Raw genomic sequence first — 22,470 nt, forward strand, 5'->3', positions numbered from 1 at the left:
TCACCTCAATCTTAGAATATCATTATAGGCTACAAATATTGCCACTACCATGAGCAGAGCAAAGCCCACAAAATGTATTTTACCTTCTTTTTCAGGAGAAACCGGAGAGCCTTTTATAGCTTCAATAATTACAAATAAAATTCTACTACCATCAAGAGCTGGTATAGGCAATATATTAAAAATTGCCAAATTAATACTGATTACAGCAGCTAAATTTAATACTGCTACTATGCCATATTCCATGCTTTGCCCTACAACAGATACGATTCCAATAGGCCCTGTTAGAGAATCTGTGGACACCTCTCCTGTAAATAGTTGACCTATGCTTTCAAGAATCAGCTTTCCATATAAGAAAGTCTGTTTAAAGCCATTTGTAAAAGACGAAAAGATGCTCTTTTCTCTTAGTGAAGTAATACCTATGCGATGTTGATTTAATTCTTCATCAAATTTTGATGCTATACTAAAGTTCAATAGTTGACCATCACGCAAGACGTCAACAGAATAAATCTTTTCCTCTGCAGAACTAATCTGAGATGTTACATCTTCCCAGGAATCAACATCTTTTCCTTCTATGGCTACAATAGTGTCTCCTTGACGTAAACCAGCTTCATAGGCAGGATAATCCCTTTCTACAAGGTCAAGGGTAGTACTAGGAACGCCAACTATAAAAAATATAATCATTAAAAGCACAATGCAACCTAAAAGATTCATTAAAGATCCTGCTGAAAGAATAAGAATTCGTGCAAGCTTGCTTTTGCTGTTAAAACTGCCTCTCTGATAATCTTCAGCATCTTCACCGAGCATTTGACAATAGCCACCCATAGGAATGAGTCTTAAGGAATACTTTGTCTCTTTACCTTGATAACCAAAGAGTTTGGGACCCATGCCAATGGCAAATTCTTCTACAACAACTCCAGATAATTTTGCAAATATAAAATGGCCAAATTCGTGTATGACAATTAAAAAGCCGAATATGAGAATTGCCATAAGGATGGTTTGAAAAGTCATTTAATCACCTCAACAAAATATAGTAATACGTAATATAATATACTACTGGTGTGGCAAAAATAATACTATCAAATCGATCTAATACGCCACCATGTCCAGGAAAGATATGTCCATAGTCTTTTACTCCAAATGTCCTTTTTATAAGAGAAGCCGTCAAATCTCCAAATTGTGAAAAAACACTAACTATAAGCGACAGTATAAAATAAAAGAAGAGTGGAAAATTCAAATAGCCGTATTTGTTCATAAAATAACCATAAATGACAGTAGCAATGATACTACCTACTACACCGCCAACGGCACCTTCTACAGACTTTTTGGGGCTAATTTGTGGACATAATTTGTGTTTTCCAAAATTCACACCTGATATGTAGGCGAAAGTATCTGTAGTAAAACTAATAATAAAGACCAACCATAATATATACGTTCCATTTTCCAACTTTTCAAATAAAAGGATATGACCTAATAAAAAAGCTACGTAAAACAAACCCAAAAACGCATAAATCCCTTGTAGGACGTAAACTTTATTACTCAATATTTGATGAATGAAAATCAGCATAAAACAAAGAATAAGGCCGGGTACAATAAATTGAATTTCAAAATAAAAGAGGCACAATAAGAAGATACCTAAAAGAGCTTCTAACATTGGATTCACATTTATTTTTTCATCTGTATTTACTGCATTGCAGTATTCTAATAAGCCCACACTACAAAGTACAAGTAAGGAAGCAAATAATAAGCTCCCCCCTTTTTGTATTATAAATATGAGAAGTGGAATACCTAATATGGCTGTTAAAGTTCGCGTTAACATACAAGCCTCCTATACAATTATGCCACCAAATTTTCTTTTTCTTTTTTGGTAATCACAAATAGCATCATAATAATCTTCTTTTTTAAAATCGGGCCACAAAATATCCGTAAAATACAATTCACTATAAGCACTTTGCCATATTAAGAAATTGCTCATTCGAACTTCACCGCTAGTACGTATGATTAAATCAGGATCTTCTAGATATTCTGTAAATAGATATTCTGTAAATAGATCTTCATTTAAGTCTTCTATGGAATATTTCCCCATTATCATGTCCTGATATAAAGCTTTTATACCCTGAATGATTTCATCCCTACCACCATAATTTATGGCTACATTGAAAATAAGCCCTCTATTATCCTCTGTTCTACGTTCAGCTTTTTCAATTGTAGATTTTACTTTTTTTGACAAGGCAGATCGTTCACCCAGGATTCTAATTTTTACATTATTCCTATTTAGTTCATCAATTTCTTTATTAAAATATTCTATAAGCATCTTCATCAAACCATCTACTTCTGATTTGGGTCTTTTCCAGTTTTCAGTAGAAAAGGCGTAAACTGTTAAGGCTTTGATACCTAAATCGGAAGAAACTTGAATAATTTCACGTAGGGACTCGATTCCAGCCCTATGGCCAAATAACCTTGGTTGAAATCTCTTTTTTGCCCATCGCCCGTTGCCATCCATTATAATGGCTATATGCTTGGGTAGGTTCTTTTTGTCAATTTCTGCTTCATATGCCATGACAACACCTCCTAAATGTAAAACACCCTTTTAAAAGGGTGTCTTTTCTAACAATAGTGAAACGATTGTAGAGCAATAGTCAAACGAACGTTAAACAATTGTTCAACTATGGTTAATTATACTTCTAAAATCTCTTTTGTTTTATCAGCGATAATTTCATCGATGTTCACTATTTCAGCATCTGTCATTTTTTGAATATCCGCTTCTGCTGTTTTTAATTCATCCTCCGTAATAAGAGTTTCTTTTTCAGCATTTTTCAAAGATGTATTAGCGTTTCTGCGAATATTACGAATAGCTATTTTTGCATCTTCTCCTGTTTTTTTAGCAACTTTAACTAAATCTTTACGTCTTTCCTCTGTAAGTTGAGGAATGACTAAACGAATAATCTTGCCGTCATTACTTGGATTTAGTCCTAAATCCGACTTTAGTATAGCCTTTTCGATATCCCCTACTGATTTTGCATCCCAAGGTGAAATCATAATCATTCTTGGCTCTGGAGTCGAAATATTAGCCAATTGATTTAATGGAGTTGGCGTTCCATAATACTCTACTACTACTCTGTCTAAAATCTTTGGATTAGCTCTTCCTGCTCGAATGGTATTTAGCTCGGACTTTAAGCTAACAATGGCTTTTTCCATCTTTACTTTGCATTCATCTTTGATTTCTTTGATCATAATTAATCCTCCTCAACGATTGTTCCAATATTTTCGCCACAAAGAACTTTTACAATATTATTAGGATCGTGAAGACCAAATACGGAAATGCGAATGCTATTATCCATACAAAGTGATATCGCTGTAGAATCCATAACTTTTAGACCCTTATTCAAAACATCAATATAAGATAATTTAGTGAATTTTTTAGCATCAGGATTTATATTTGGATCGCTGTCATAAACTGCATCTACTTTTTTAGCTGAAAGAATTACTTCGGCGTCAATTTCAGCTGCTCTTAATGCTGCTGTCGTATCCGTAGAAAAATATGGGTTACCAGTGCCTGAAGCAAAGATGACAATTCTTCCCTTTTCAAGATGCCTGATAGCTCTTCTCCGAATATAAGGTTCTGCAACTTCTTTCATTTCAATAGCTGTTTGAACTCTCACATCTACACCCATATTTTCTAGTGCATCTTGAAGAGCCAATGCATTGATCACTGTAGCTAACATTCCCATATAATCAGCTGTTGCACGGTCCATACCTTCACCATTTCTGCCTCGCCATATGTTTCCTCCACCGACAACAATAGCGATTTCAACGCCTAAGTTTTTGGCTTCTTTTATGCTTAAACAAATATTTTGTATGGTTGCAGGGTCTATACCGAAGCCAGCATCTCCTGCTAAAGCTTCTCCGCTTAATTTGATAATCACTCTCTTATACTTTGGTAACATCTTATCCTCCTAATATAATACCATTATTTCCTAACAATTTCTTCACTTATATAAAAAAATAACACAAAACCGGAAAGAAAATGAGTTCCTTTAATAAAACTCTTTTCAAGCTCAAAACCGCCTGCCATACAAATGATTTAACAAAATCAGAAAGACAAGCGTATTTAGAGTATCCAGCTTTGTGTTCGGGAATTAGTTACCCATTTGTTTTGCTACTTCTTCAGCAAAGTTTTCTTCTTTCTTTTCTAAACCTTCACCCATTTGGAAACGAGCAAATCTTCTGATTTTAACATTTTCTCCAATAGTAGAGATTTGTTCATTTACTAGTTGCTGAATTGTCTTGTCTGGATCTTTTACAAATGGTTGATCTAATAGACATATTTCGCTATAGTATTTTTTGATTCTACCTTCTACCATTTTGTCTACGATCTTTTCAGGTTTTCCTTCATTTAAAGCTTGTGCTTTTAAAATAGATTTTTCTTTTTCAATTACATCTGTTGGCACTTCTTCTTCATTTAAATAAAGAGGATTTGAAGCAGCAATATGCATTGCAATATCTTTTACAAAAGCTCTGAAATCTTCATTTTTAGCAACAAAATCTGTTTCACAGTTTACTTCAACTAATACACCTATTTTTCCACCTAAATGGATATATGATTCTACAATTCCTTCTGCAGCAATTCTACCAGCTTTTTTAGAAGCAGAAGCGAGTCCTTTTTCTCTTAAAAATTCAATTGCTTTTTCCATATCATCATTACATTGTACTAGAGCCTTTTTACAATCCATCATTCCAGCTCCAGTTTTTTCTCTTAATTCTTTAACTTGTTGAGCAGTAGCCATTAAAATGACCTCCTTATTTATCTGAATTATAGTATACGTAAAAAGAAAGAAGTAAGGCTTTACTCCTGACTTCTTCCTTATCTAATTACTCTTCGGAAGTAGTTGTTTCTTCTTCAGTAGAAGCAACAGATTCTTCTACACTTTCAGTAGACTCAGCTTGTCCTTGTGCACCTTGATTACCTTCTAAAATTGCATTTGCAATAGTTTCAGTTAACAAGTTTACTGCACGAATTGCATCATCATTACCTGGGATTAAGTAATCAACTTCATCAGGATCACAGTTTGTATCTACAATAGCAATAACAGGAATTCCTAGATTTTTTGCTTCAGCAATAGCAATTCTTTCTTTTTTAGGGTCTACGATAAACATAGCACCTGGCATTTCTGTCATTCCTTTAATACCGCCAAGATATTTTTCTAATCTATCTCTTTCAGCTTTTAAGTTTAATACTTCTTTTTTAGGAAGAACATCAAATGTTCCATCTTCTTCCATTACATTGATTTCATGTAATTTTTTTATTCTCTTGCTGATGGTTTCAAAGTTTGTCAATGTACCGCCTAACCATCTGTGGTTTACATAATAAGCTCCACATCGCTCAGCTTGTTTTTTAATTGCTTCTTGTGCTTGTTTTTTTGTTCCAACAAATAAGATTTTTTCACCTGCATCAGTCAATTCACGAACAAAGTTATAAGCTTTGTCAATAAGACCAACTGTTTTTTGTAAATCGATAATATAGATTCCATTTCTTTCTGTGAAGATGTATGGAGCCATTTTAGGATTCCATCTTCTTGTTTGATGTCCAAAATGAACACCAGCTTCTAATAATTGTTTCATTGATACTTGTGACATAATTTTACCTCCTGGTTTTTTAACCTCCACCTTTATCACATACTCTACGGACCACTTTTATTCTAAGTTTTATGTTCTAAGTTCTATGTAAAAGCATAGTCACCAAAGGTGACACAATTCTTACAATCTAGAACTTACAACTTACAACAAAAAAGGGCACCATGCAAAGCATCAAAAGGTGTGTGTTTTGACGGTAGTAATTCTACCATAATTCGCTAATATTAGCAAGTTTATTTTATATTTATTAAACTATTAAATTTCAAGCACTAACAAATTTCAGCAGCTAGGAATCAGCCACCAGCCTTTTGCTACCTAAAGGTAGCTATAAGACCCAGAAGAAATGCCCTAAACTGAACGCTGATAGCTGGCTACTGATGGTTGACCCCAGAAAAATGCCCATGAGAAGGTTAATCGTGTGCTTTCTCAAGTCCTTCTAACAATTTATCATTTAATATTTTAATATAAGTACCCTTCATTCCTAGAGATCTGGTTTGAATTACGCCAGCACTTTCTAGCTTTCTAAGAGCATTGACGATAACAGAGCGAGTAATTCCTACTCGGTCTGCTACTTTACTTGCTACTAGCATACCTTCATTTCCGTTTAGCTCTTTAAAAATGTGTATCATTGCCTCTAATTCGGAATAAGATAAGGTGCTAATAGCCATTTGCACTACATTCTTATGATGAGCTTCTCTTTCTAATGCCCTGTTTTTGATGCCAAGCATTTCTAGTCCTACTACAGTAGCAGATACCTCTGCTAGAATAAGATCTTCTTCGCTAAAGCTGTTTTTGAATTTTGCCAAGACGAGAGTCCCTAATCGAGAGCCACTAGCATTGATAGGGACATATGTAGAATAACGATCGCCTTCAAATGGACAATTAATTGAGCTATTGTATACACAAATAGGGTCTATTTCTTTAATATTTGCGGACGTTTCCACAAATGAATTGATTATTTTAGTGAAGCTTTGGGGAAACATTGTCCCCTTGGCTTCTAAAGTTGAAACATTGAGTTGGCATGTAAATAATTCTGTAAATGCATAACCAAGTAATTTGCCATTTTCATCGGCAATATATACATTACAGCTCATTACCTCACTTAAAACTTCGCTTATTTTTGAAAATGTCTCTACATCGTCACTAATAGAGTATTGTAGTACTTTATTCACTTTTCTTATCTTATCGAGTAAATTTTGCATATTAGCCTCCAAAGGTCTTACAAAATGTATTTCCTCATATCTTTGTAATAATCTGTTTTTCGAAATACATTCTTTACATAATCTGCAGATACAATAAACTGCTCTTGCTCGTAATCAGGAGCGTAGTAGGAAATTTCTTCCACAAGCTTTTCGATGACTGTGTGCAGTCTTCTAGCGCCAATATTCTCCTGCTGTTCATTTAAGTAAGTTGCTATTTGAGAGATTTCAACAATGGCATCTTCTTCAAATATTAATTCTACACCTTCTGTCTTAATCAACTCTCTATATTGCTTAATTAAAGCGTTTTCAGGTTTTGTCAAAATGCTTACAAAGTGTTCTGTTGTCAAATTGTTTAGTTTAACGCTAATTGGAAATCTTCCTTGAAGTTCTGGAATCAAATCAGATACTTTCGTCGTATGAAAAGCTCCTGCTCCGATAAATAGAATATGATCTGTATTTACAGGTCCATATTTTGTGTTTACTGTAGAACCTTCTACAATCGGAAGAATATCTCTTTGAACACCTTCTCTAGATACATCAGGACCGCTTTTATTTCCTTTTTCTGCGATTTTATCAATTTCATCTAAAAATATGATACCATTTTCTTCTGCTTCTTTTAAAGCTTCGCTAATAACCATATCCATATCGATTAAGTTTTGCGCTTCTTGTTGTAGGAGGATTTCCCTTGCTTCTCGTACAGGTAATCTTCTCTTCTTCGTTTTCTTTGGTAGAATACCACCAAACATATCGCTTAAATTCATTGAATCATCAATGTTCATTCCACCTAAAATGCCAATAGGAGCAGAGGTATTGTCTTCTACTTCAATTTCTACGATTTCTTCTTCTAATTGACCACTTCTTAATTTTTCTAATAAGGTTTCCTGTTCTCTCTTAATGAGTTCGTAATTTTCTGCTTCTGTATTAATTTCGTCCTTGTCTTCTTCTTCACCAGCATTAAATAACATATCAAAGGGATTTTTTGATTTTTTATTCTTTTTAGGCAGAGGTTTTAGCAAATCAGCAATTCTATTTTCTGCATTTTCTTTTGCTTTGTCTTTTACTGTAGACATATATTTTTCTTTGACATTTCGAATAGAAGTATTGACTAAATCTCGAACCATTGATTCAACATCCCGGCCAACGTAGCCTACCTCTGTAAATTTCGTCGCCTCTACTTTTACAAAAGGAGCATCTACTAGTTTTGCAAGTCTTCGAGCGATTTCTGTTTTTCCTACTCCTGTAGGTCCAATTAAGATGATGTTTTTAGGTGTAATTTCTTTTTGCAGCTCAAGAGGTAACTTACTCCTTCTTAATCTGTTTCGAAGGGCTACAGCTACGACCTTTTTTGCTTCTTCTTGCCCTATAATATATCGATCTAATTCTTGAACAATTTGCCTTGGAGTTAAATCCTTCATATGTGTCACCCCTTATAATTCTTCCACAATAATATTGTCATTTGTATATACACAAATTTCAGAAGCAATTTTTAGAGATTCATAAGCTATTTCCTTTGCAGAAAGATTCGAATGGCGAAGCATACCTCTTCCTGCAGATAAAGCGTAATTACCACCAGAGCCAATTGCTAAGACCCCATCATCAGGCTCTATGACTTCCCCACTGCCTGAAATTAAAAACATACTTTCTTTATCCAAAACCAATAAAAGAGCTTCTAATTTTCTAAGTACTTTATCTGATCTCCATTGTTTTGCCACTTCTACAGAAGCTCGAAGAATATTACCAGCATACTCCTCTAATTTCCCCTCAAACATTTCGCTTAAGGTAAATGCATCTGCTACAGAACCTGCGAAACCAACGAGGACTTTATCATTATACACTTTCTTGATCTTTTTTGCAGTGTGTTTCATAACTGTGGTCTCACCCATAGTCACTTGCCCATCTCCAGCCATAGCACACTGTCCATCTTTTTTTACTGCTATTATCGTAGTAGCATGAAACATAAACCTCACCTCATATAAGTAGTCATTTTAAGATACCATATCTACTTTGAACTTGCAAGAAATGAAAAACTGCAGAAAGCGGAAGGGAAAACCGTCTCGCCTTTAGGCGAGTTTGGTTTTCCTGACCACCTGACCACCTTATTTTATAAAGTAATTCCCCTTATAAATCGCAATCCTTCCTTTAATCTCTAAGGTAGTCAAAGTGGTTTGAATTTGGTTTATGGGCAGATTCAATTTTTGACAGAGTTTATCTGCATCCCAATAGCCCATTTTAATGTACTTGATGATTTCTTTTTCTTCCTTTGATAAATTCATTTCATCAAAAGGCTCTAATTCTTCTTTCTTAGAGGAGAACATAGGGAATACATCGTCTAAAATATCTTTACAAGAAGTGACCAGCTTAGCTCCATCTTTTATAAGCAAGTTTGTTCCAGTGCTATTTTTATTATTCACATTTCCAGGAAGAGCATACACTTCTCTTCCTTGTTCTAATGCGTATTTTGCGGTTATAAGAGAACCGCTCTTAGCTGTAGCTTCTACAACCACGATACCTATAGATAATCCACTGATGATACGGTTTCTCCTAGGGAAATTGTAAGGCATAGGTTGAACTTCAGGAGGATATTCTGATAAGACAAGCCCATTTTCCATAATTTCTTTGTACAGTTTGCTATTTTCTTTTGGATAAATAATATCTATGCCATTTCCTAAAACAGCTACAGTCTTTCCACCTCCCTTTAGAGCACCTACATGAGCCATAGAATCTACACCCCTAGCCATACCACTAACTACTGTAATTCCTAAAGAGGCTAGTTCAAAAGCAATTTTTTCACTCATTTTTAATCCATAATAAGATGCATTTCTTGAGCCAACTAAGGCAATAGAATGTTCAAAGGGAACTTCTTCAATCTTTCCATAGTAGTATAATACTGGGGGTGGTAAATAAATATTCTTTAATATGAAAGGATATGAGTTATCATTTATGGTTAGGTATTTTATTTTTTTTTGCTGAAGCATTTCTAAGTACTTTTCTAGAGAACCATCGGATTTACTAGATACAATATTTTGTATCTGAGCAAAGTTTAATAGATTGCACCTTGATAATTCCTCTTGACTGCAATGATATAGTGTGGCCATGCTATCAAAATGTTTATATAAATCATAAAAATTCTTTACGCTTATGGTTTTTAATAAGCTCATCCAAAGTATATACTCTCTATCCTCCATATTAATACATCTCCCAATATTTTCGATCTAAATTACGGTACTGGAGGGCTTCTCCTATATGTGTTTCATCTATTTTCTCTGTGTTTCTCAAATCAGCTATGGTCCTCGCTAATTTGATAATCTTGTGATAAGCTCTAGGGCTTAAATTCATCCGTTCAAAAGCATGTCTCATAAGAAGCTCTTCATTTTTTCCTAGATGGCAGTATTTATTTATCTGATTCGCAGAAAGCTGAGAATTAAAGTAAATCTTCTCATTCTTATACCTCTCTAATTGAATGCTCCTAGCATTGTTAACACGAGTGCAAATATCTTTTGAACTCTCAGCTTTTTCATTATCCTGTAAATCTTCGATTTTCGTTCTCTTTACCTCTGTTTGAATATCAATTCGATCTAGAAGTGGACCAGAGACCTTTCCTAAGTAGTTTTTTATTTGCCTAGGCGTGCATTGACATTGATGTTCTTCATCCGAGTAATAGCCACAAGGGCATGGATTCATGGAAGCGATAAGTAAAAAGGAAGCTGGATAAGTAATCGATGCACTTACTCTAGAGATATTGACGACATTGTCTTCCATAGGCTGTCTTAAAACTTCTAAGGCGCTTTTTTTAAATTCTGGCATTTCATCTAAAAACAAAACTCCTAAATGGGCAAGAGATACTTCACCTGGCTTTGGAAAAGTTCCTCCTCCTACGAGAGACGTAGTAGATATGGTGTGATGAGGACTTCGAAATGGTCTCTCTGTTATTAATGGTTTCCCTTTGAGAAGACCTGTGATGCTATAAATCTTTGTCACTTCTAAAGATTCCTCTACTGTCATCTTAGGAAGTATTGTTGCAAACCGTTTAGCTAACATGGTTTTCCCACTTCCGGGAGGACCTAGCATGAGCATATTGTGATATCCTGCTGCAGCTACTTCCATAGCACGCTTTACACTCTCCTGTCCTTTTACTTCACTAAAATCAACAGAATGCTCTTGTTCACTTGTTAAAAACCCATCAATATCTGTAATATAAGGTTTAATTTCTGTTTTTCCCGTTATGTACTCAATAACCTGATAGATGTGCTTAGCAGGTAATACTTTGATCTCTTTTACAAGAGATGCTTCTAAAGCATTCTCTTCAGGAACAATAATAGCTTTAAAATGATTGTTCCTTGCTGCAAGAACCATTGGTAAAATCCCTTTAACTGGTCGAATATCTCCTTTTAAAGACAACTCCCCTATAAAGACGTAATCCTTTAGAGATACAACAGATGTGATGACTTCAGAAGCGCAAAGAATGCCAATGGCAATAGGTAAATCATAGTAAGCTCCCTCTTTCTTAATATTTGCTGGAGCTAGATTAATCGTGATTTTTTTCATAGGATAGCGAAAACCGTTGTTTTTAATAGCAGAGAAGACCCTTTCCTTTGATTCTTTTATGGCAGTGTCAGGTAAGCCTACTAATGCATATACAGGGAGTCCGCTAGAAATATCTACTTCTACTTCTACAACAAGTCCATCTATTCCATGAATAGAGCAACTATAAATACTTGACAGCACAGTCATCACCTCAAAATTTATTGTACCAGAATAAATTTAATATATCTATATTATTACAAAATATCCTTTAATTGACTATTCAAACATTCACAAGCTCTTTTTTTGAGAATATACTATAAAGAGAAAGCCATCAGCAATTAATCACCAGCTACCAATGTTCTAGGGTCAAGTCTCATAGGTCAATTCAGCTCTAAGTCATAGATTATAGGATGTGAGTAAATGTAGTCATGGCACTACGGGTAGTTTTGTAATTTTAATGAACAACAATATAGAAACAGACATTGAGGTATTAATTATTAAAAAAATAAATTTCTTAGTATATGAACAATCAATATAGAGTATTTAAGCAAAAGCTTAAACAAATACAATTAGAGGTGTAAATATGAGTTTAAATGACAATTTAGTAAATCCTAACAATCGAAGTCTCGGGCCAAAGGCTGCGAGAAGATTATCCAATACAACAAAATCCATTCCTATGATGGATTCCATTACTCCCCGTTGGCTTCTTTCTTTTCTTCCTTGGGTCTCAACAGAGGCGGGAGTATACCGTGTAAATAAAGTGATAGATGATTCAAATGAAGGCATGTGTTCTGACAATATTGGTGAGCATTGTATTCCTCAAAACTATATGGACTACAACTGTAATCCTAAGGAATATACATTAAATATTATTCAAACCATTTTAAAGATTAACTCTCAAGTAAGCGATATCTTCAATTCGCCTATTAATCAAAAACAAGAGCAGATGAGATTAACAATTGAAAAAATGAGGGAAAAGCAGGAATGTGAACTAGTCAACAATTCCGAATTTGGACTACTAGCATCAGTGGATCCATCCATGAGGATTCCGCCTAGAAAAGGGACGCCTACCCCTGACGATTTAGATGATTTGCTTGCAACTGTATGGAAAAAACCCGCTTTCTTTTTAGCACATCCAAAGGCCATTGCTGCATTTACAAGAGAATGCACCTGTAGAGGGGTACCACCAGTTACAGTAAATATATTTGGCTCACCATTTGTTACTTGGCGAGGAGTTCCTATGGTTCCTTGCGATAAGGTAAAAATAGATTCTTTAGGCAACACGTGTATTTTACTCATGCGAGTAGGCGAAAGAGAACAAGGGGTTATAGGTTTGCATCAGCCAGGTGTTCCAGGTGAATGCCAGGTACCTAGTTTATCCGTTCATTTCGGTGGAATAGATGATATGGGCATTATGTCCTATATCATGACACTGTATTATGGTTTAGCTGTTCTTACGAATGATGCACTTGGAATGCTTGAAAATGTCAATATAGGGCATTATTATGATTACGAGTAAATGGTTTCAGGATAGGAGTAGTGAATACTACTTCCTATCAAATTATAAACCCGATGTTCATACTATTAACAATAATGCGCCATTTAGAAGAGCAGACCTAGACATTTACTCCATTCGCAAGGACTTTCCTATTTTACAAACCCGAGTAAATGGAAAATCATTAGTATGGCTGGATAATTCGGCAACTACTCAAAAACCCAAAGATGTAATCAATACCTTAGAAGAATACTATAGTAAGTACAATTCTAATATTCATCGAGGAGCTCATACATTAGCAAAAATCTCTACTGATGCTTATGAAACTGCAAGAGAAAAAATCCGACTATTTATTGGTGCGTCTTCTTTAGAAGAAATCATCTTTGTTAGAGGAACTACAGAAGGGATTAATTTAGTAACAGAAACCTTTGGTGAATCCAATATTGAAAAGGGTGATGAAATCATCCTCAGCATTATGGAGCATCACTCTAATATTGTCCCCTGGCAAAAATTAGCTAAGAAAAAGGGAGCCACAATAAAGATCATACCTGTAAATGAATGTGGTGAGCTTATTTTAGAGGAATACAAAAAACTTCTCTCTCCTAAAACGAAAATCGTAGCTATCACACAGCTTTCGAATATCCTGGGCACTATAAATCCTATTAAAGAAATCATCGAAATAGCCCACGCATCTGAAGCAAAGGTATTAGTAGACGGAGCTCAAGGTATTGCTCATATAGGTATAGATGTAAATGAAGTAGATGCAGATTTTTATGTGTTTTCAGGTCACAAGATTTACGGTCCCACTGGCATAGGTGTATTATATGGAAAAAAAGAATTATTACAGAATATGCCTCCTTATCAAAGAGGCGGCGGTATGATCAAAAATGTGACGTTTGATTCTACAGAATACAATAGTCTTCCTTACAAATTTGAAGCAGGTACAGGAAATATTGCAGATGCCATTGGCTTAGGTGCGGCAATAGATTATGTTAATAATATTGGAATCAATCGAATTATGGCTCATGAAGCAGAATTAACAAATTACGCTATGGAAAGATTATCCCATTTACCTGGATTATCTTTAATTGGCACTACGCCTAATAAGTCTAGTGTTATATCCTTTATACTATCGGGACTCTCTCCAGATCAAGCTGCTCATAAGCTTAATGAAGATGGCATAGCAGTCCGCTCAGGACATCACTGCGCTCAACCTGTTTTAAAACACTATGGCTTTAACAGCGTCATCCGCGCATCTATCGGCATCTACAATACAAGAGAAGAAATCGACATTCTAGCCAATTCACTTATGAAAATGCTTAGATAGAAGTTGCTAGCGGCCAGCCACCAGCATATTGTATTCGTCTTGGGGCATCAGCTACTAGAGGTAACATTTGCACAGATAGTAAGTAAAGCTTTTCTAGTAAACAAGAATAGCGCGTTTGGCGCATTAGTCGCTAGTATTTGGGTATTCCTTTTGCGTCAAGATCCTTCGCTTGCGCTCAGGATGACTGGGCTGGAGCCTATATCAAAAGTAAGGGTTTCCTATTATATAAAAAAGCAAACAAATTTATTATAATTTGTTTGCTTTTTGTGTTAAAGAAAGGCTCAATTTTAATTCTAATTACAATTTGATATTCTGTATGTATGTCATATTATGGCCCTAAAAACCAGCCCTAGAGTACTGGTGACTGGTCGCTGGCAGCTGGTAACCAATGCGCTAGGCACATCCTATTTCTTAGGTATTACCTTCCATATCCAGTAAGCTATTGCAAAATCTACTAGGCTGTGAATGAAGGTTCCGATGCCTACCATTCCTACAATAGAGTAAATATATCCTCTTTGATATTCTAAATCCGATAAACTTTGCCCAATGTAAAATGGAGACACTGCTAAGATTTCACCTAAACCATGTATGATGGAAACAACAATAGCAAAGACTATTATTTTCCCCATACTTTTAAAGGTATTTGGGTGTTTTTTTAAATATAGAGCTCCTAAAAAGGCAAATAGGATTTGGCTAAAAGCTCGAGCAACTACCACAATTGGAAATCCCCCTAGAAAAAATCCGAGAGTTGTTCCTAATGAGACGAATACTGCTGTAGCAGGTGAAATAAAAACAGCAATAAATAATGCTACATGGCTAGCTAATGTAAAGGATGCCGGCTCTATTACAAATCTTATAGGTGATACTAAGGGAATCAAAATCCCAATAGCACATAAAAGTGCTGCTACTACCATACTTCTAGTATTAAATCGATTTTCCATTTTTCTTCCTCCGTAACGTGTAATGATATTTTTTTAATTCACTGATTATGATTCATGAAACAAGGGATATAAGGTCAAAAATTATTGTGTTTGTTCCAGAAAAAGATATCGTTCAGCATATTATTTTATATTATACTATAGATTTTCATTTAGTGTAAATATCCAATCAAGTATATTCATTAAATATTCTCATTATAGGAAAATTTTCAATTATATTCCAAACAAAATCCAAACTAGAATATAACCTGATATGACTGCAGATAGTGTAAATGGAACGCCAATCTTCATAAAGCTACCGGTATCTACATTCCACCCCTCTTTACGCAGAATGCCAATTCCTGTAATATTTGCCGAAGCACCAATAGGTGTAAGATTGCCTCCTAAAGTGGCACCAATCAGTAAACCAAAGTAAAGAACTGTCGGATCAATTGCTAGAAAAGATGCAATACTCGCTGTTACAGGCAACATAGTTGCTACATATGGGATATTATCAACAAAACCTGAAAACAACACAGAGGCCCAGACGATTATAGTATATATGACAAATACATTATCATTACTTAAACGGACAAAGAGTTTGCCGATGTCTTCAATCATTCCTACTTCTGTTAGTCCACCTATTAAGACAAATAGACCTATTAATAATGCAATAGTGTAAAAATCAATTTCTTTGACATGAGTACGAAGTGTATTAAAATTTTGGTACTTAAGATCATATTTCAAAGAGCCTATTATAAATAAGCTCATGCATATAAAACCATTGCTTATTTCTGGTTTATGGGGCATAAAAGATGCCAATATTAACAGACTAATCATGCTAAGAAGCAAAACTGTTGGAAAATAGTCTTCTACTTTTGTTTCTGACTTAATCTTAATATGCTGAAGGTCCCTTCGGAAAAGATAGAGTAAAACCACTATAGATAAAAGGGCACCTATCTGCACAATCCAAAACAAACCAGGTCTACCATTGTAGAAGAAAAAATCCATAAAATTCATATCTGCTTGAGCAGCTAAGAGGATTGAGGTCGTATCACCTACTAAAGTAGCTGCACCTTGCAAGTTTGAAGATACTGATATAGAGATAATCATAGCAATTGGTGAAATATTTAATTTTTTAGAGATGGTTATAGCAACTGGTGCTATCATTAAAACCGTAGCTACATTATCTACGAATGCTGAAACCAGCCCTGCAAACAAGGACAAGGCTACTACGACCCATTTGACATTGGGCATTCGAGAGATGAGTATATCTGCTAATTTGTCAGGCATTTTAGATTCAATAAATAAGGAGACAATCCCCATAGTTCCTGCAATCATTAAAATAGCATTCCAATTGATGTATTGTAATGCCTTATATATTGGAACAATTCCTAAATATATAAATAGTGCAGCAGAAGCAATTGATATGTAGGATCTCATCTTTGGTAATAGCAACAATAAAACATACGTTACACCAAAAATAATAAGTGCAGTACTTTTCATGGTATACCTCCTTCAAATATGCGACTTACGCCTTAATAAACCATGAACACATAACAATGAATAATGCACAATACAAAAAAGATTTAATAAAGAGGTTGCATATTTGTACTGTTCCATATTCATTTTTCATTAAACCATTAAGAATTATGTTACATTCTTCTTTATACATAATATGTACTTTAATAATTAGATAGAAGAGATCCTTCGCTAGCGCTCAGGATAACAAAAGTAGTAGCAAGGGTCTTTATCCCGTCGAACGCGAGTTTAGTCTTGTCGATTTGCGCTCTAAAGTTTTTCCAGTCCAACCGTCCAACTATTTTGTAATACCTCTATTATATTAGCAAGATTACGCTAATATTCTTCTTTGATAAGAAAATGGGAAAAGAGTATGAACCCTTTCCCCATTTACATTATTTATTATTAAACTTCTCTACATTCTTAATCATTATAGATACAGTTCCATTTACATTGTTGATAAACTCCACCACATCTGAATCTCCTACGTATGTAGATGGAATGCTTATTTCAATTCCATTATCTGTGATTAATTTATGTTTTTTTACAATTCGCTTTTCGGCGTAAGGGCTAATTTTTATCTTTGATTCTTGTATACCAGCTTTTTCGATTCCCTGTTTAAATGCAGTTTTCCCAGCTGTATCGTCAAAGGTTGCCTCTGCAATATTAACTAAATCTATTTCATTGTTATTGATAAAATCATCTGCAATGACTTTTCGAAAAGTATTTAACTTATCCATATCTCCATTATATTCTTCTTGAATGATTGCATGGGCAGTCTTCTCCACGATATCTACAATCTCCTTATCAGATTTTACGAGTTTAGATTTTAAAAGATATGTTGTAATATAATTTTCTTTTATCCCATTGATTTCATATTTTCGCTCTTTAACAATAAGAGAAAAATCAAGTAGATTTACAATGACAAATTCATCAAGTTTCTGAGATTCAAGTGGTAAACAACAAGGTTGTTTAATAATCGTATTGCATATACCATCCCCTGCTTCAACATGGTGTATATAACCATACTTATAATTAAATTTTAAGATACCCAAATATGTAACGCTATCACAAACAAAATCTACAATTAGCAGATCACATGATGGAATAGAGGTGCCATTTGTAATAAAGTTTATAAACAAATTAGCAATCTGTTTGCTCATAGTTAAAAAATCATCTTCTTGAGTAAAATTCTCCAGCGTTGACAGAAAATTATTTAATGATTCATTTTTAAACATGGTTTTCTTTGCTTCAATATCTGTAAAACACTTCTTTATATGCTTCGTAAGGTATTCTTGTATCTCATAAGATAAATCAATTGTTTTGTCTGAAATAACAGAAATTCCTCCGGCATTGTCAATGATATGTAAAATAGCTCTTTTAATCGTTACTTCTTCGCTCATATTCATGCTCCTTTCAACATATCATTTTACCATGTATTCATAAACTTAATCTATAAGAAGTAAAACTTTCCATAACAAAAGCCCTATTACATGTATAGAGCTTTGCAGATTATTGACAATTAGTTTTATCATATAATAATATGCCATTTTTGATTATATTACAAGTAAATGAAGTTCCTTTATTATTTAATTCCTCTAATTCATCTGTACTAACCACGACGATGTCAAAAGGTATATTTATGTTTCTTAAGAGCTTTCTAATCTGTATTCTTTTATCAAAGTCGTTTTTAGCACTATCCCATACGATTGCCAGAAGCAAAATAGGACCCATATCGAGTAAATATATTTTTTCAGGGTTTAAACCATCTAATATGAGATCTTTAATTTCTTGATACTTTTCTTCCACTTTTCTATCCCCTTATAATAATTGATTGATGGTAATATTTGTTAGCAATTCTATTATTATAATCACTTTATGTGTTATTAATTGTCAATTTTTGTAGATAATTCTTATATATAAATAAATTTACTATATTTTGATATTTTGTAAAATATATACATTTATATTATTTGTTTGATGTTTTGTATCTTATCATTTATGATAAGATTTTATATGATGATAATATAGAATTCATACAAAAAAATTTCCCTATAGTAAAGAAAATACGCTATAAGGGAAAATTTTTTTGTAATATTCATTTATACACTAAATCTCTTCTATATTAAATCCATTTTTGTAAAGAAGATCTGCCGTTAGGCCATTTCCTTCTTTTAATGTACCTGTAAAGGTACCATCATAGATGGTACCAAAGCCGCAGGAAGGACTTTTAGACTTTAATATAATTTTGCTTGGCATTAAATCTCTTGCAATTTCTAAGGTTTTTTCTGCCCCTTTTAGAAATTCATTAGTGAGATCCTCGCCGACTTTATTTATTACATAAATTTCCCCATTTTTGACTTGTATCTCTGCAGGGTGTCTCGGCGTTGGTAGCCCTCCTAGCACTTCGGGGCATACTGTTATAGCTTTATTTGCTTTTACCAATTCTTGAATTTGATCCACATTATTATTTTTTCCATTGTACTTACAATTGCATCCTGCCAAACAAGCGCTAACTAAGATCATATTTTTATGCTCCTATCGAAATACTTTAAAATATTTTATTTGAAATCTTCTGCTAGTCTTTCAAAAGCTGGTATTGAATTTCGTATCATATCAAAATTTACACAGTAGGACATTCTAAAATATCCCGGGCACCCAAAACCAGATCCAGGAACTAAGAGGAGATTATGTTTTGTAGCTGCTTGTGTAAATTCTATATCATTTGAAATTAATGCTTTTGGAAATAGATAAAAGGCCCCCTGAGGTTTATTTACTTTAAAGCCTATTCGCACCAAGTTTTCGTATAAAAAGTCTCTTTTTGCTTTATAATCTTCAACATTTGGTTTCACGTATAAACAGTCCCCTACGACTTTTTGAAACAATGCAGGAGCATTAACAAAACCTAAGACTCGAGTACAGTATATAAAGACATTTACTAATGTGGAAATGTCTTCAATATTGCTACTAGCAGCAATATAACCAATACGTTCCCCAGCTAAACCTAAAGATTTACTAAAAGAGTCTACTACAATAGCGTTTTGAAATATACTAATAATAGAAGGTACTTTAATATCATCGTAGACAATTTTGCTATAAGGTTCGTCAGAAATGACGTAAATAGTAGTATTAAATTCCTTCCCTTTTTTTTGAAGAATCTCTTCGATTCTTTTAAGAATTTCTTCACTGTAAACAACTCCAGTAGGGTTATTTGGAGTATTTAATATAATTGCTTTGGTTTTTGCATTTATCCTCTTTTCAAATTCTTCTATATTAGGTTCAAAAGTCTCTGTATTAGCTGGCACTACAACGGTTTTTCCACCAAAATTACTAACATAAGAACCGTAATCTACAAAATAAGGAGCAAAAACCATTACTTCTTCGCCTTCATTTAATAGTGATTTCAAAACGACATTTAAACCACCAGCTGCCCCTACAGTCATGACTATATTATTGTCTGATATGCTAACCGTGCTCTCTTCTTGGAGTTTTTTTGCGATCTTTGCTCTTACATCCCCATATCCACTGTTACTCATATATTTGTGTAATCCTGGTTCTCCACTAGTTATATGCTTTAATAAGGATTCTTGTACTTCTGCTGGAGGCTCATCAAAAGGATTACCTAGACTATAATCATAAACCTTATCCGCTCCGTATATTTTAGCAAGTCGGTTTCCCTCTTCAAACATCACCCTTATCCATGAAGAACTTTCTAATTTTTGAACCATGTTTTCTGAAAACATCATATCACTCCATTTCATTTGTCCTAACTACAAATCTACTTATCAGGTACTGCGCAAACATACCTTGTGGACTTATTCTCTCATAAGTATAACATATTAACAATTAAACTTACCCATTTTTTAGAATAATCTGACATTTTACTGGAACAATAGCTGAAAGCGGAAAGCCGACAGCGGAACTTATTAGATAATATTTTTTTGTTTTCCATTTTTAGCTTTTAACTCTAAGATTCCCCCTTTCAACCATTATAATTTTAAACATTCCAGCTTTAAGAGTTCCCCATTCCGCTTTCAGCTTTCCGCTTGTGCAAAAAAACTAAAAAGCAGAGTATAAACTCATACTCTGCTTTTTCTAGAATCATCTATGATGGTCCTAGAACATTTTTTTTGACATTTTTTCAATTTCTTCATCAGTAGCTTCATATACGCCTGGGAATGAGCTGATTGCTAGACCTTGGCTTGAACCAGGAATGTAGTATAATTTTCCGTATTCTGTACACGCTTTTTCTACTTCTGTAGCTATAATGTCTTGCGTCCATCCTGGGAAGTCGATTTCTCCACTGTGTAATCCACCCATGAATGTAATTTGACTGCCGTATTTTTGGATTAATTCAGCAATATTGTTTGTCTTCATGACACCTTGCCAAATATCAATGCCCATTTCAATCATAAATGGTACAAGGTTTGCAGCATAGCTATCACTATGGTGAACAACTAGTTCAACGCCATTTTCTTTGTAGAATCCATAAATTCTCTTATATGGTTCAAGGAAAAATTCTTCAAACATAGAAGGGGATAAGAATGAGTTGATTTGGCTACCCCAGTCATCATGATGGAAAAGCGCATCTGGCTTTAAGTGAGTGATAAATTCCTTAGCAAGTTCAATTTCCCAATCTGTAAGGTATTCAATTAATTCATGCATTGCTTCTGGCTCTTCATAGAATGCCATTAAAGCTTCTTCCATGCTCATTAAGTAATGTACGTGTTCGAAAAGACCGGGAGCAACAAAAACTGTACAGTATTGTTCAGTTCTATCAACAGCTGCTGCAGAAGCTTTCGCAGCAGCCCAAGCTTCTGCAGGGAATTTAATATTAGGAGCTTTTACTACATCTCTCCACTTAGTGATATCCTTTACAACAGTATGTTCTTCATCATGTACTGGAAATGCACCAATTTGACCTTCTGGCCATCTTGTTGTAACACCCCACTCGTTAACAATTTCTCCACCTATCGGTGGTTTTTTACGAGTAATAGGAGTATTCATAATCATATTGAAACACTCGTATTGTTTTACGAATCTATCAGGGTTTCCACCCTTCATAACTTCAACTAAATTTTGTCTTTTTGTTAACATTATGCAGCCTCCTAAGTTTTTCAATTAGGAGAAGAATCTTCTCCTAATTCTTTCTATCCTAAAAATTAAGCTTGTGCTAATTCTTTTGCTTTAACAGCTGCACTACCTGCATCTGGAGCGAATCCATCAGCGCCGATTTCAGCAGCAAATTCTGCAGTAATAGGTGCTCCACCAACGATTACTTTAAATCCTTCTAAGCCACTGCCTTTAATTGTTGCAACAGCTTCTTTTAATGCTGGCATTGTAGTTGTTAATAGTGCAGAGCAAGCCACTACTTTTACATTTTCATTTTCTTTTATTGCATCTACAAATTTTTGAGCTGGTACGTCAACTCCAATGTCAACAACATCAAATCCAGCACTTTCAATCATCATAGATACTAAGTTTTTACCGATATCGTGTAAGTCTCCTGCTACTGTTCCGATTATACAAGTTCCTAAAGAAACAGTTCCTTCTCCAGCAAGGAGTGGTCTAAGTACATCTACACCTTTTGCCATTGCTTTTGCTGCGATTAACATCTCTGGTACAAATATTTCTCCACTTGAGAATTTGTCTCCTACGACACCCATAGATTCAACCATAGCTTGAAGGATATCTTTTGGTGCATTACCTTCATCTAAAGCTTCTTGTACTAAACCTGCTACTAATTTTGTTTTACCTTTTTCTACATTCAATTTTACATCTTGTAATTTTGACATATTACTTCCTCCTTAATTTATAAAAACTTAATTTATAAAAAATCATATATTATGATTA

General features: G+C 34.3%; 22 protein-coding genes. 2 read left to right on the top strand and 20 right to left on the bottom strand.

Annotation, left to right across the window (positions count from 1 at the left end; genetic code table 11):
* From rseP to DES36_RS11870, 12 genes are all read right to left on the bottom strand, one after another.
* Positions 1-1,008 carry an RIP metalloprotease RseP gene (gene rseP / locus DES36_RS11815; protein ID WP_113921408.1) on the bottom strand — a complete coding sequence of 336 codons (1,008 nt, stop codon included), beginning with the start codon at positions 1,006-1,008 and terminating at the stop codon, positions 1-3.
* Positions 1,009-1,012: 4 nt separating this feature from the next.
* Positions 1,013-1,816, bottom strand: coding sequence for a phosphatidate cytidylyltransferase (locus DES36_RS11820; protein WP_113921409.1), 804 nt, complete (start codon positions 1,814-1,816; stop codon positions 1,013-1,015).
* A 9-nt stretch (positions 1,817-1,825) separates the two neighbouring features.
* Positions 1,826-2,557, bottom strand: coding sequence for an isoprenyl transferase (locus DES36_RS11825; protein WP_113921410.1), 732 nt, complete (start codon positions 2,555-2,557; stop codon positions 1,826-1,828).
* Between the two features lie 116 nt (positions 2,558-2,673).
* Positions 2,674-3,231 carry a ribosome recycling factor gene (frr, locus tag DES36_RS11830; protein WP_113921411.1) on the bottom strand — a complete coding sequence of 186 codons (558 nt, stop codon included), beginning with the start codon at positions 3,229-3,231 and terminating at the stop codon, positions 2,674-2,676.
* Between the two features lie 2 nt (positions 3,232-3,233).
* Entirely contained in the window at positions 3,234-3,944 is a 711-nt protein-coding gene (pyrH, locus tag DES36_RS11835) for a UMP kinase (protein WP_113921412.1), read from the bottom strand.
* Positions 3,945-4,136: 192 nt separating this feature from the next.
* Positions 4,137-4,784 carry a translation elongation factor Ts gene (gene tsf, locus DES36_RS11840; RefSeq protein ID WP_113921413.1) on the bottom strand — a complete coding sequence of 216 codons (648 nt, stop codon included), beginning with the start codon at positions 4,782-4,784 and terminating at the stop codon, positions 4,137-4,139.
* 85 nt (positions 4,785-4,869) lie between these two features.
* Entirely contained in the window at positions 4,870-5,634 is a 765-nt protein-coding gene (gene rpsB, locus DES36_RS11845; RefSeq protein ID WP_113921414.1) for a 30S ribosomal protein S2, read from the bottom strand.
* Between the two features lie 407 nt (positions 5,635-6,041).
* The gene (codY, locus tag DES36_RS11850) at positions 6,042-6,833 is read right to left on the bottom strand and encodes a GTP-sensing pleiotropic transcriptional regulator CodY (RefSeq protein ID WP_113921415.1); all 792 of its coding nucleotides are present in this window, start codon (positions 6,831-6,833) and stop codon (positions 6,042-6,044) included.
* Between the two features lie 17 nt (positions 6,834-6,850).
* Positions 6,851-8,248: an ATP-dependent protease ATPase subunit HslU gene (gene hslU / locus DES36_RS11855; RefSeq protein WP_113921416.1), complete on the bottom strand. Its 1,398-nt coding sequence runs from the start codon at positions 8,246-8,248 to the stop codon at positions 6,851-6,853.
* 12 nt (positions 8,249-8,260) lie between these two features.
* On the bottom strand, positions 8,261-8,791 hold the full coding sequence (hslV, locus tag DES36_RS11860; protein WP_113921417.1) for an ATP-dependent protease subunit HslV: 531 nt from the start codon (positions 8,789-8,791) through the stop codon (positions 8,261-8,263).
* Positions 8,792-8,929: 138 nt separating this feature from the next.
* A complete protein-coding gene (gene dprA / locus DES36_RS11865; protein ID WP_113921418.1) occupies positions 8,930-10,018 on the bottom strand; it encodes a DNA-processing protein DprA in 1,089 nt (362 codons plus the stop codon).
* 1 nt (position 10,019) lies between these two features.
* Positions 10,020-11,558, bottom strand: a complete 1,539-nt coding sequence (locus DES36_RS11870; protein ID WP_113921419.1) for a YifB family Mg chelatase-like AAA ATPase — start codon at positions 11,556-11,558, stop codon at positions 10,020-10,022.
* Positions 11,559-11,940: 382 nt separating this feature from the next.
* Between DES36_RS11870 and DES36_RS11875 the strand changes: the two genes are divergently transcribed.
* Both DES36_RS11875 and DES36_RS11880 read left to right on the top strand, forming a co-directional pair.
* A complete protein-coding gene (locus DES36_RS11875; protein WP_113921420.1) occupies positions 11,941-12,876 on the top strand; it encodes a family 2A encapsulin nanocompartment shell protein in 936 nt (311 codons plus the stop codon).
* A complete protein-coding gene (locus DES36_RS11880; RefSeq protein WP_113921421.1) occupies positions 12,863-14,179 on the top strand; it encodes a cysteine desulfurase in 1,317 nt (438 codons plus the stop codon). Before DES36_RS11875 ends, DES36_RS11880 begins: the two co-directional genes overlap by 14 nt.
* Positions 14,180-14,583: 404 nt before the next feature.
* Here the strand turns inward: DES36_RS11880 and DES36_RS11885 are convergent, their stop codons facing one another.
* From DES36_RS11885 to DES36_RS11920, 8 genes are all read right to left on the bottom strand, one after another.
* Entirely contained in the window at positions 14,584-15,120 is a 537-nt protein-coding gene (locus DES36_RS11885; protein WP_113921422.1) for a hypothetical protein, read from the bottom strand.
* 210 nt (positions 15,121-15,330) lie between these two features.
* Positions 15,331-16,602, bottom strand: a complete 1,272-nt coding sequence (locus DES36_RS11890; RefSeq protein ID WP_113921423.1) for an ArsB/NhaD family transporter — start codon at positions 16,600-16,602, stop codon at positions 15,331-15,333.
* Between the two features lie 410 nt (positions 16,603-17,012).
* The gene (locus tag DES36_RS11895; RefSeq protein WP_170128286.1) at positions 17,013-18,020 is read right to left on the bottom strand and encodes a nucleoid-associated protein; all 1,008 of its coding nucleotides are present in this window, start codon (positions 18,018-18,020) and stop codon (positions 17,013-17,015) included.
* Positions 18,021-18,129: 109 nt separating this feature from the next.
* Positions 18,130-18,426: a hypothetical protein gene (locus tag DES36_RS11900; RefSeq protein WP_113921425.1), complete on the bottom strand. Its 297-nt coding sequence runs from the start codon at positions 18,424-18,426 to the stop codon at positions 18,130-18,132.
* 300 nt (positions 18,427-18,726) lie between these two features.
* Complete coding sequence (locus DES36_RS11905) at positions 18,727-19,143, bottom strand: 2-thiouracil desulfurase family protein (RefSeq protein ID WP_113921426.1); 417 nt, start codon at positions 19,141-19,143, stop codon at positions 18,727-18,729.
* A gap of 35 nt (positions 19,144-19,178) precedes the next feature.
* Positions 19,179-20,360: a pyridoxal phosphate-dependent aminotransferase gene (locus DES36_RS11910; protein ID WP_113921427.1), complete on the bottom strand. Its 1,182-nt coding sequence runs from the start codon at positions 20,358-20,360 to the stop codon at positions 19,179-19,181.
* 373 nt (positions 20,361-20,733) lie between these two features.
* Entirely contained in the window at positions 20,734-21,714 is a 981-nt protein-coding gene (locus DES36_RS11915; RefSeq protein ID WP_113921428.1) for a uroporphyrinogen decarboxylase family protein, read from the bottom strand.
* A gap of 65 nt (positions 21,715-21,779) precedes the next feature.
* A complete protein-coding gene (locus tag DES36_RS11920; protein ID WP_113921429.1) occupies positions 21,780-22,412 on the bottom strand; it encodes a corrinoid protein in 633 nt (210 codons plus the stop codon).
* Positions 22,413-22,470: the final 58 nt, after the last annotated feature.

The organism is Alkalibaculum bacchi, assembly GCF_003317055.1.
GTDB classification, from domain to species: domain Bacteria; phylum Bacillota; class Clostridia; order Eubacteriales; family Alkalibacteraceae; genus Alkalibaculum; species Alkalibaculum bacchi.

Excerpts from the sequence above, each read along its gene's own strand:
- rseP (WP_113921408.1), bottom strand. The coding sequence starts at position 1,008 with ATGACTTTTCAAACCATCCTTATGGCAATTCTCATATTCGGCTTTTTA.
- DES36_RS11820 (WP_113921409.1), bottom strand. The coding sequence starts at position 1,816 with ATGTTAACGCGAACTTTAACAGCCATATTAGGTATTCCACTTCTCATA.
- DES36_RS11825 (WP_113921410.1), bottom strand. The coding sequence starts at position 2,557 with ATGGCATATGAAGCAGAAATTGACAAAAAGAACCTACCCAAGCATATA.
- frr (WP_113921411.1), bottom strand. The coding sequence starts at position 3,231 with ATGATCAAAGAAATCAAAGATGAATGCAAAGTAAAGATGGAAAAAGCC.
- pyrH (WP_113921412.1), bottom strand. The coding sequence starts at position 3,944 with ATGTTACCAAAGTATAAGAGAGTGATTATCAAATTAAGCGGAGAAGCT.
- tsf (WP_113921413.1), bottom strand. The coding sequence starts at position 4,784 with ATGGCTACTGCTCAACAAGTTAAAGAATTAAGAGAAAAAACTGGAGCT.
- rpsB (WP_113921414.1), bottom strand. The coding sequence starts at position 5,634 with ATGTCACAAGTATCAATGAAACAATTATTAGAAGCTGGTGTTCATTTT.
- codY (WP_113921415.1), bottom strand. The coding sequence starts at position 6,833 with ATGCAAAATTTACTCGATAAGATAAGAAAAGTGAATAAAGTACTACAA.
- hslU (WP_113921416.1), bottom strand. The coding sequence starts at position 8,248 with ATGAAGGATTTAACTCCAAGGCAAATTGTTCAAGAATTAGATCGATAT.
- hslV (WP_113921417.1), bottom strand. The coding sequence starts at position 8,791 with ATGTTTCATGCTACTACGATAATAGCAGTAAAAAAAGATGGACAGTGT.
- dprA (WP_113921418.1), bottom strand. The coding sequence starts at position 10,018 with ATGGAGGATAGAGAGTATATACTTTGGATGAGCTTATTAAAAACCATA.
- DES36_RS11875 (WP_113921420.1), top strand. The coding sequence starts at position 11,941 with ATGAGTTTAAATGACAATTTAGTAAATCCTAACAATCGAAGTCTCGGG.
- DES36_RS11880 (WP_113921421.1), top strand. The coding sequence starts at position 12,863 with ATGATTACGAGTAAATGGTTTCAGGATAGGAGTAGTGAATACTACTTC.
- DES36_RS11885 (WP_113921422.1), bottom strand. The coding sequence starts at position 15,120 with ATGGAAAATCGATTTAATACTAGAAGTATGGTAGTAGCAGCACTTTTA.
- DES36_RS11890 (WP_113921423.1), bottom strand. The coding sequence starts at position 16,602 with ATGAAAAGTACTGCACTTATTATTTTTGGTGTAACGTATGTTTTATTG.
- DES36_RS11895 (WP_170128286.1), bottom strand. The coding sequence starts at position 18,020 with ATGAGCGAAGAAGTAACGATTAAAAGAGCTATTTTACATATCATTGAC.
- DES36_RS11905 (WP_113921426.1), bottom strand. The coding sequence starts at position 19,143 with ATGATCTTAGTTAGCGCTTGTTTGGCAGGATGCAATTGTAAGTACAAT.
- DES36_RS11910 (WP_113921427.1), bottom strand. The coding sequence starts at position 20,360 with ATGTTTTCAGAAAACATGGTTCAAAAATTAGAAAGTTCTTCATGGATA.
- DES36_RS11915 (WP_113921428.1), bottom strand. The coding sequence starts at position 21,714 with ATGTTAACAAAAAGACAAAATTTAGTTGAAGTTATGAAGGGTGGAAAC.
- DES36_RS11920 (WP_113921429.1), bottom strand. The coding sequence starts at position 22,412 with ATGTCAAAATTACAAGATGTAAAATTGAATGTAGAAAAAGGTAAAACA.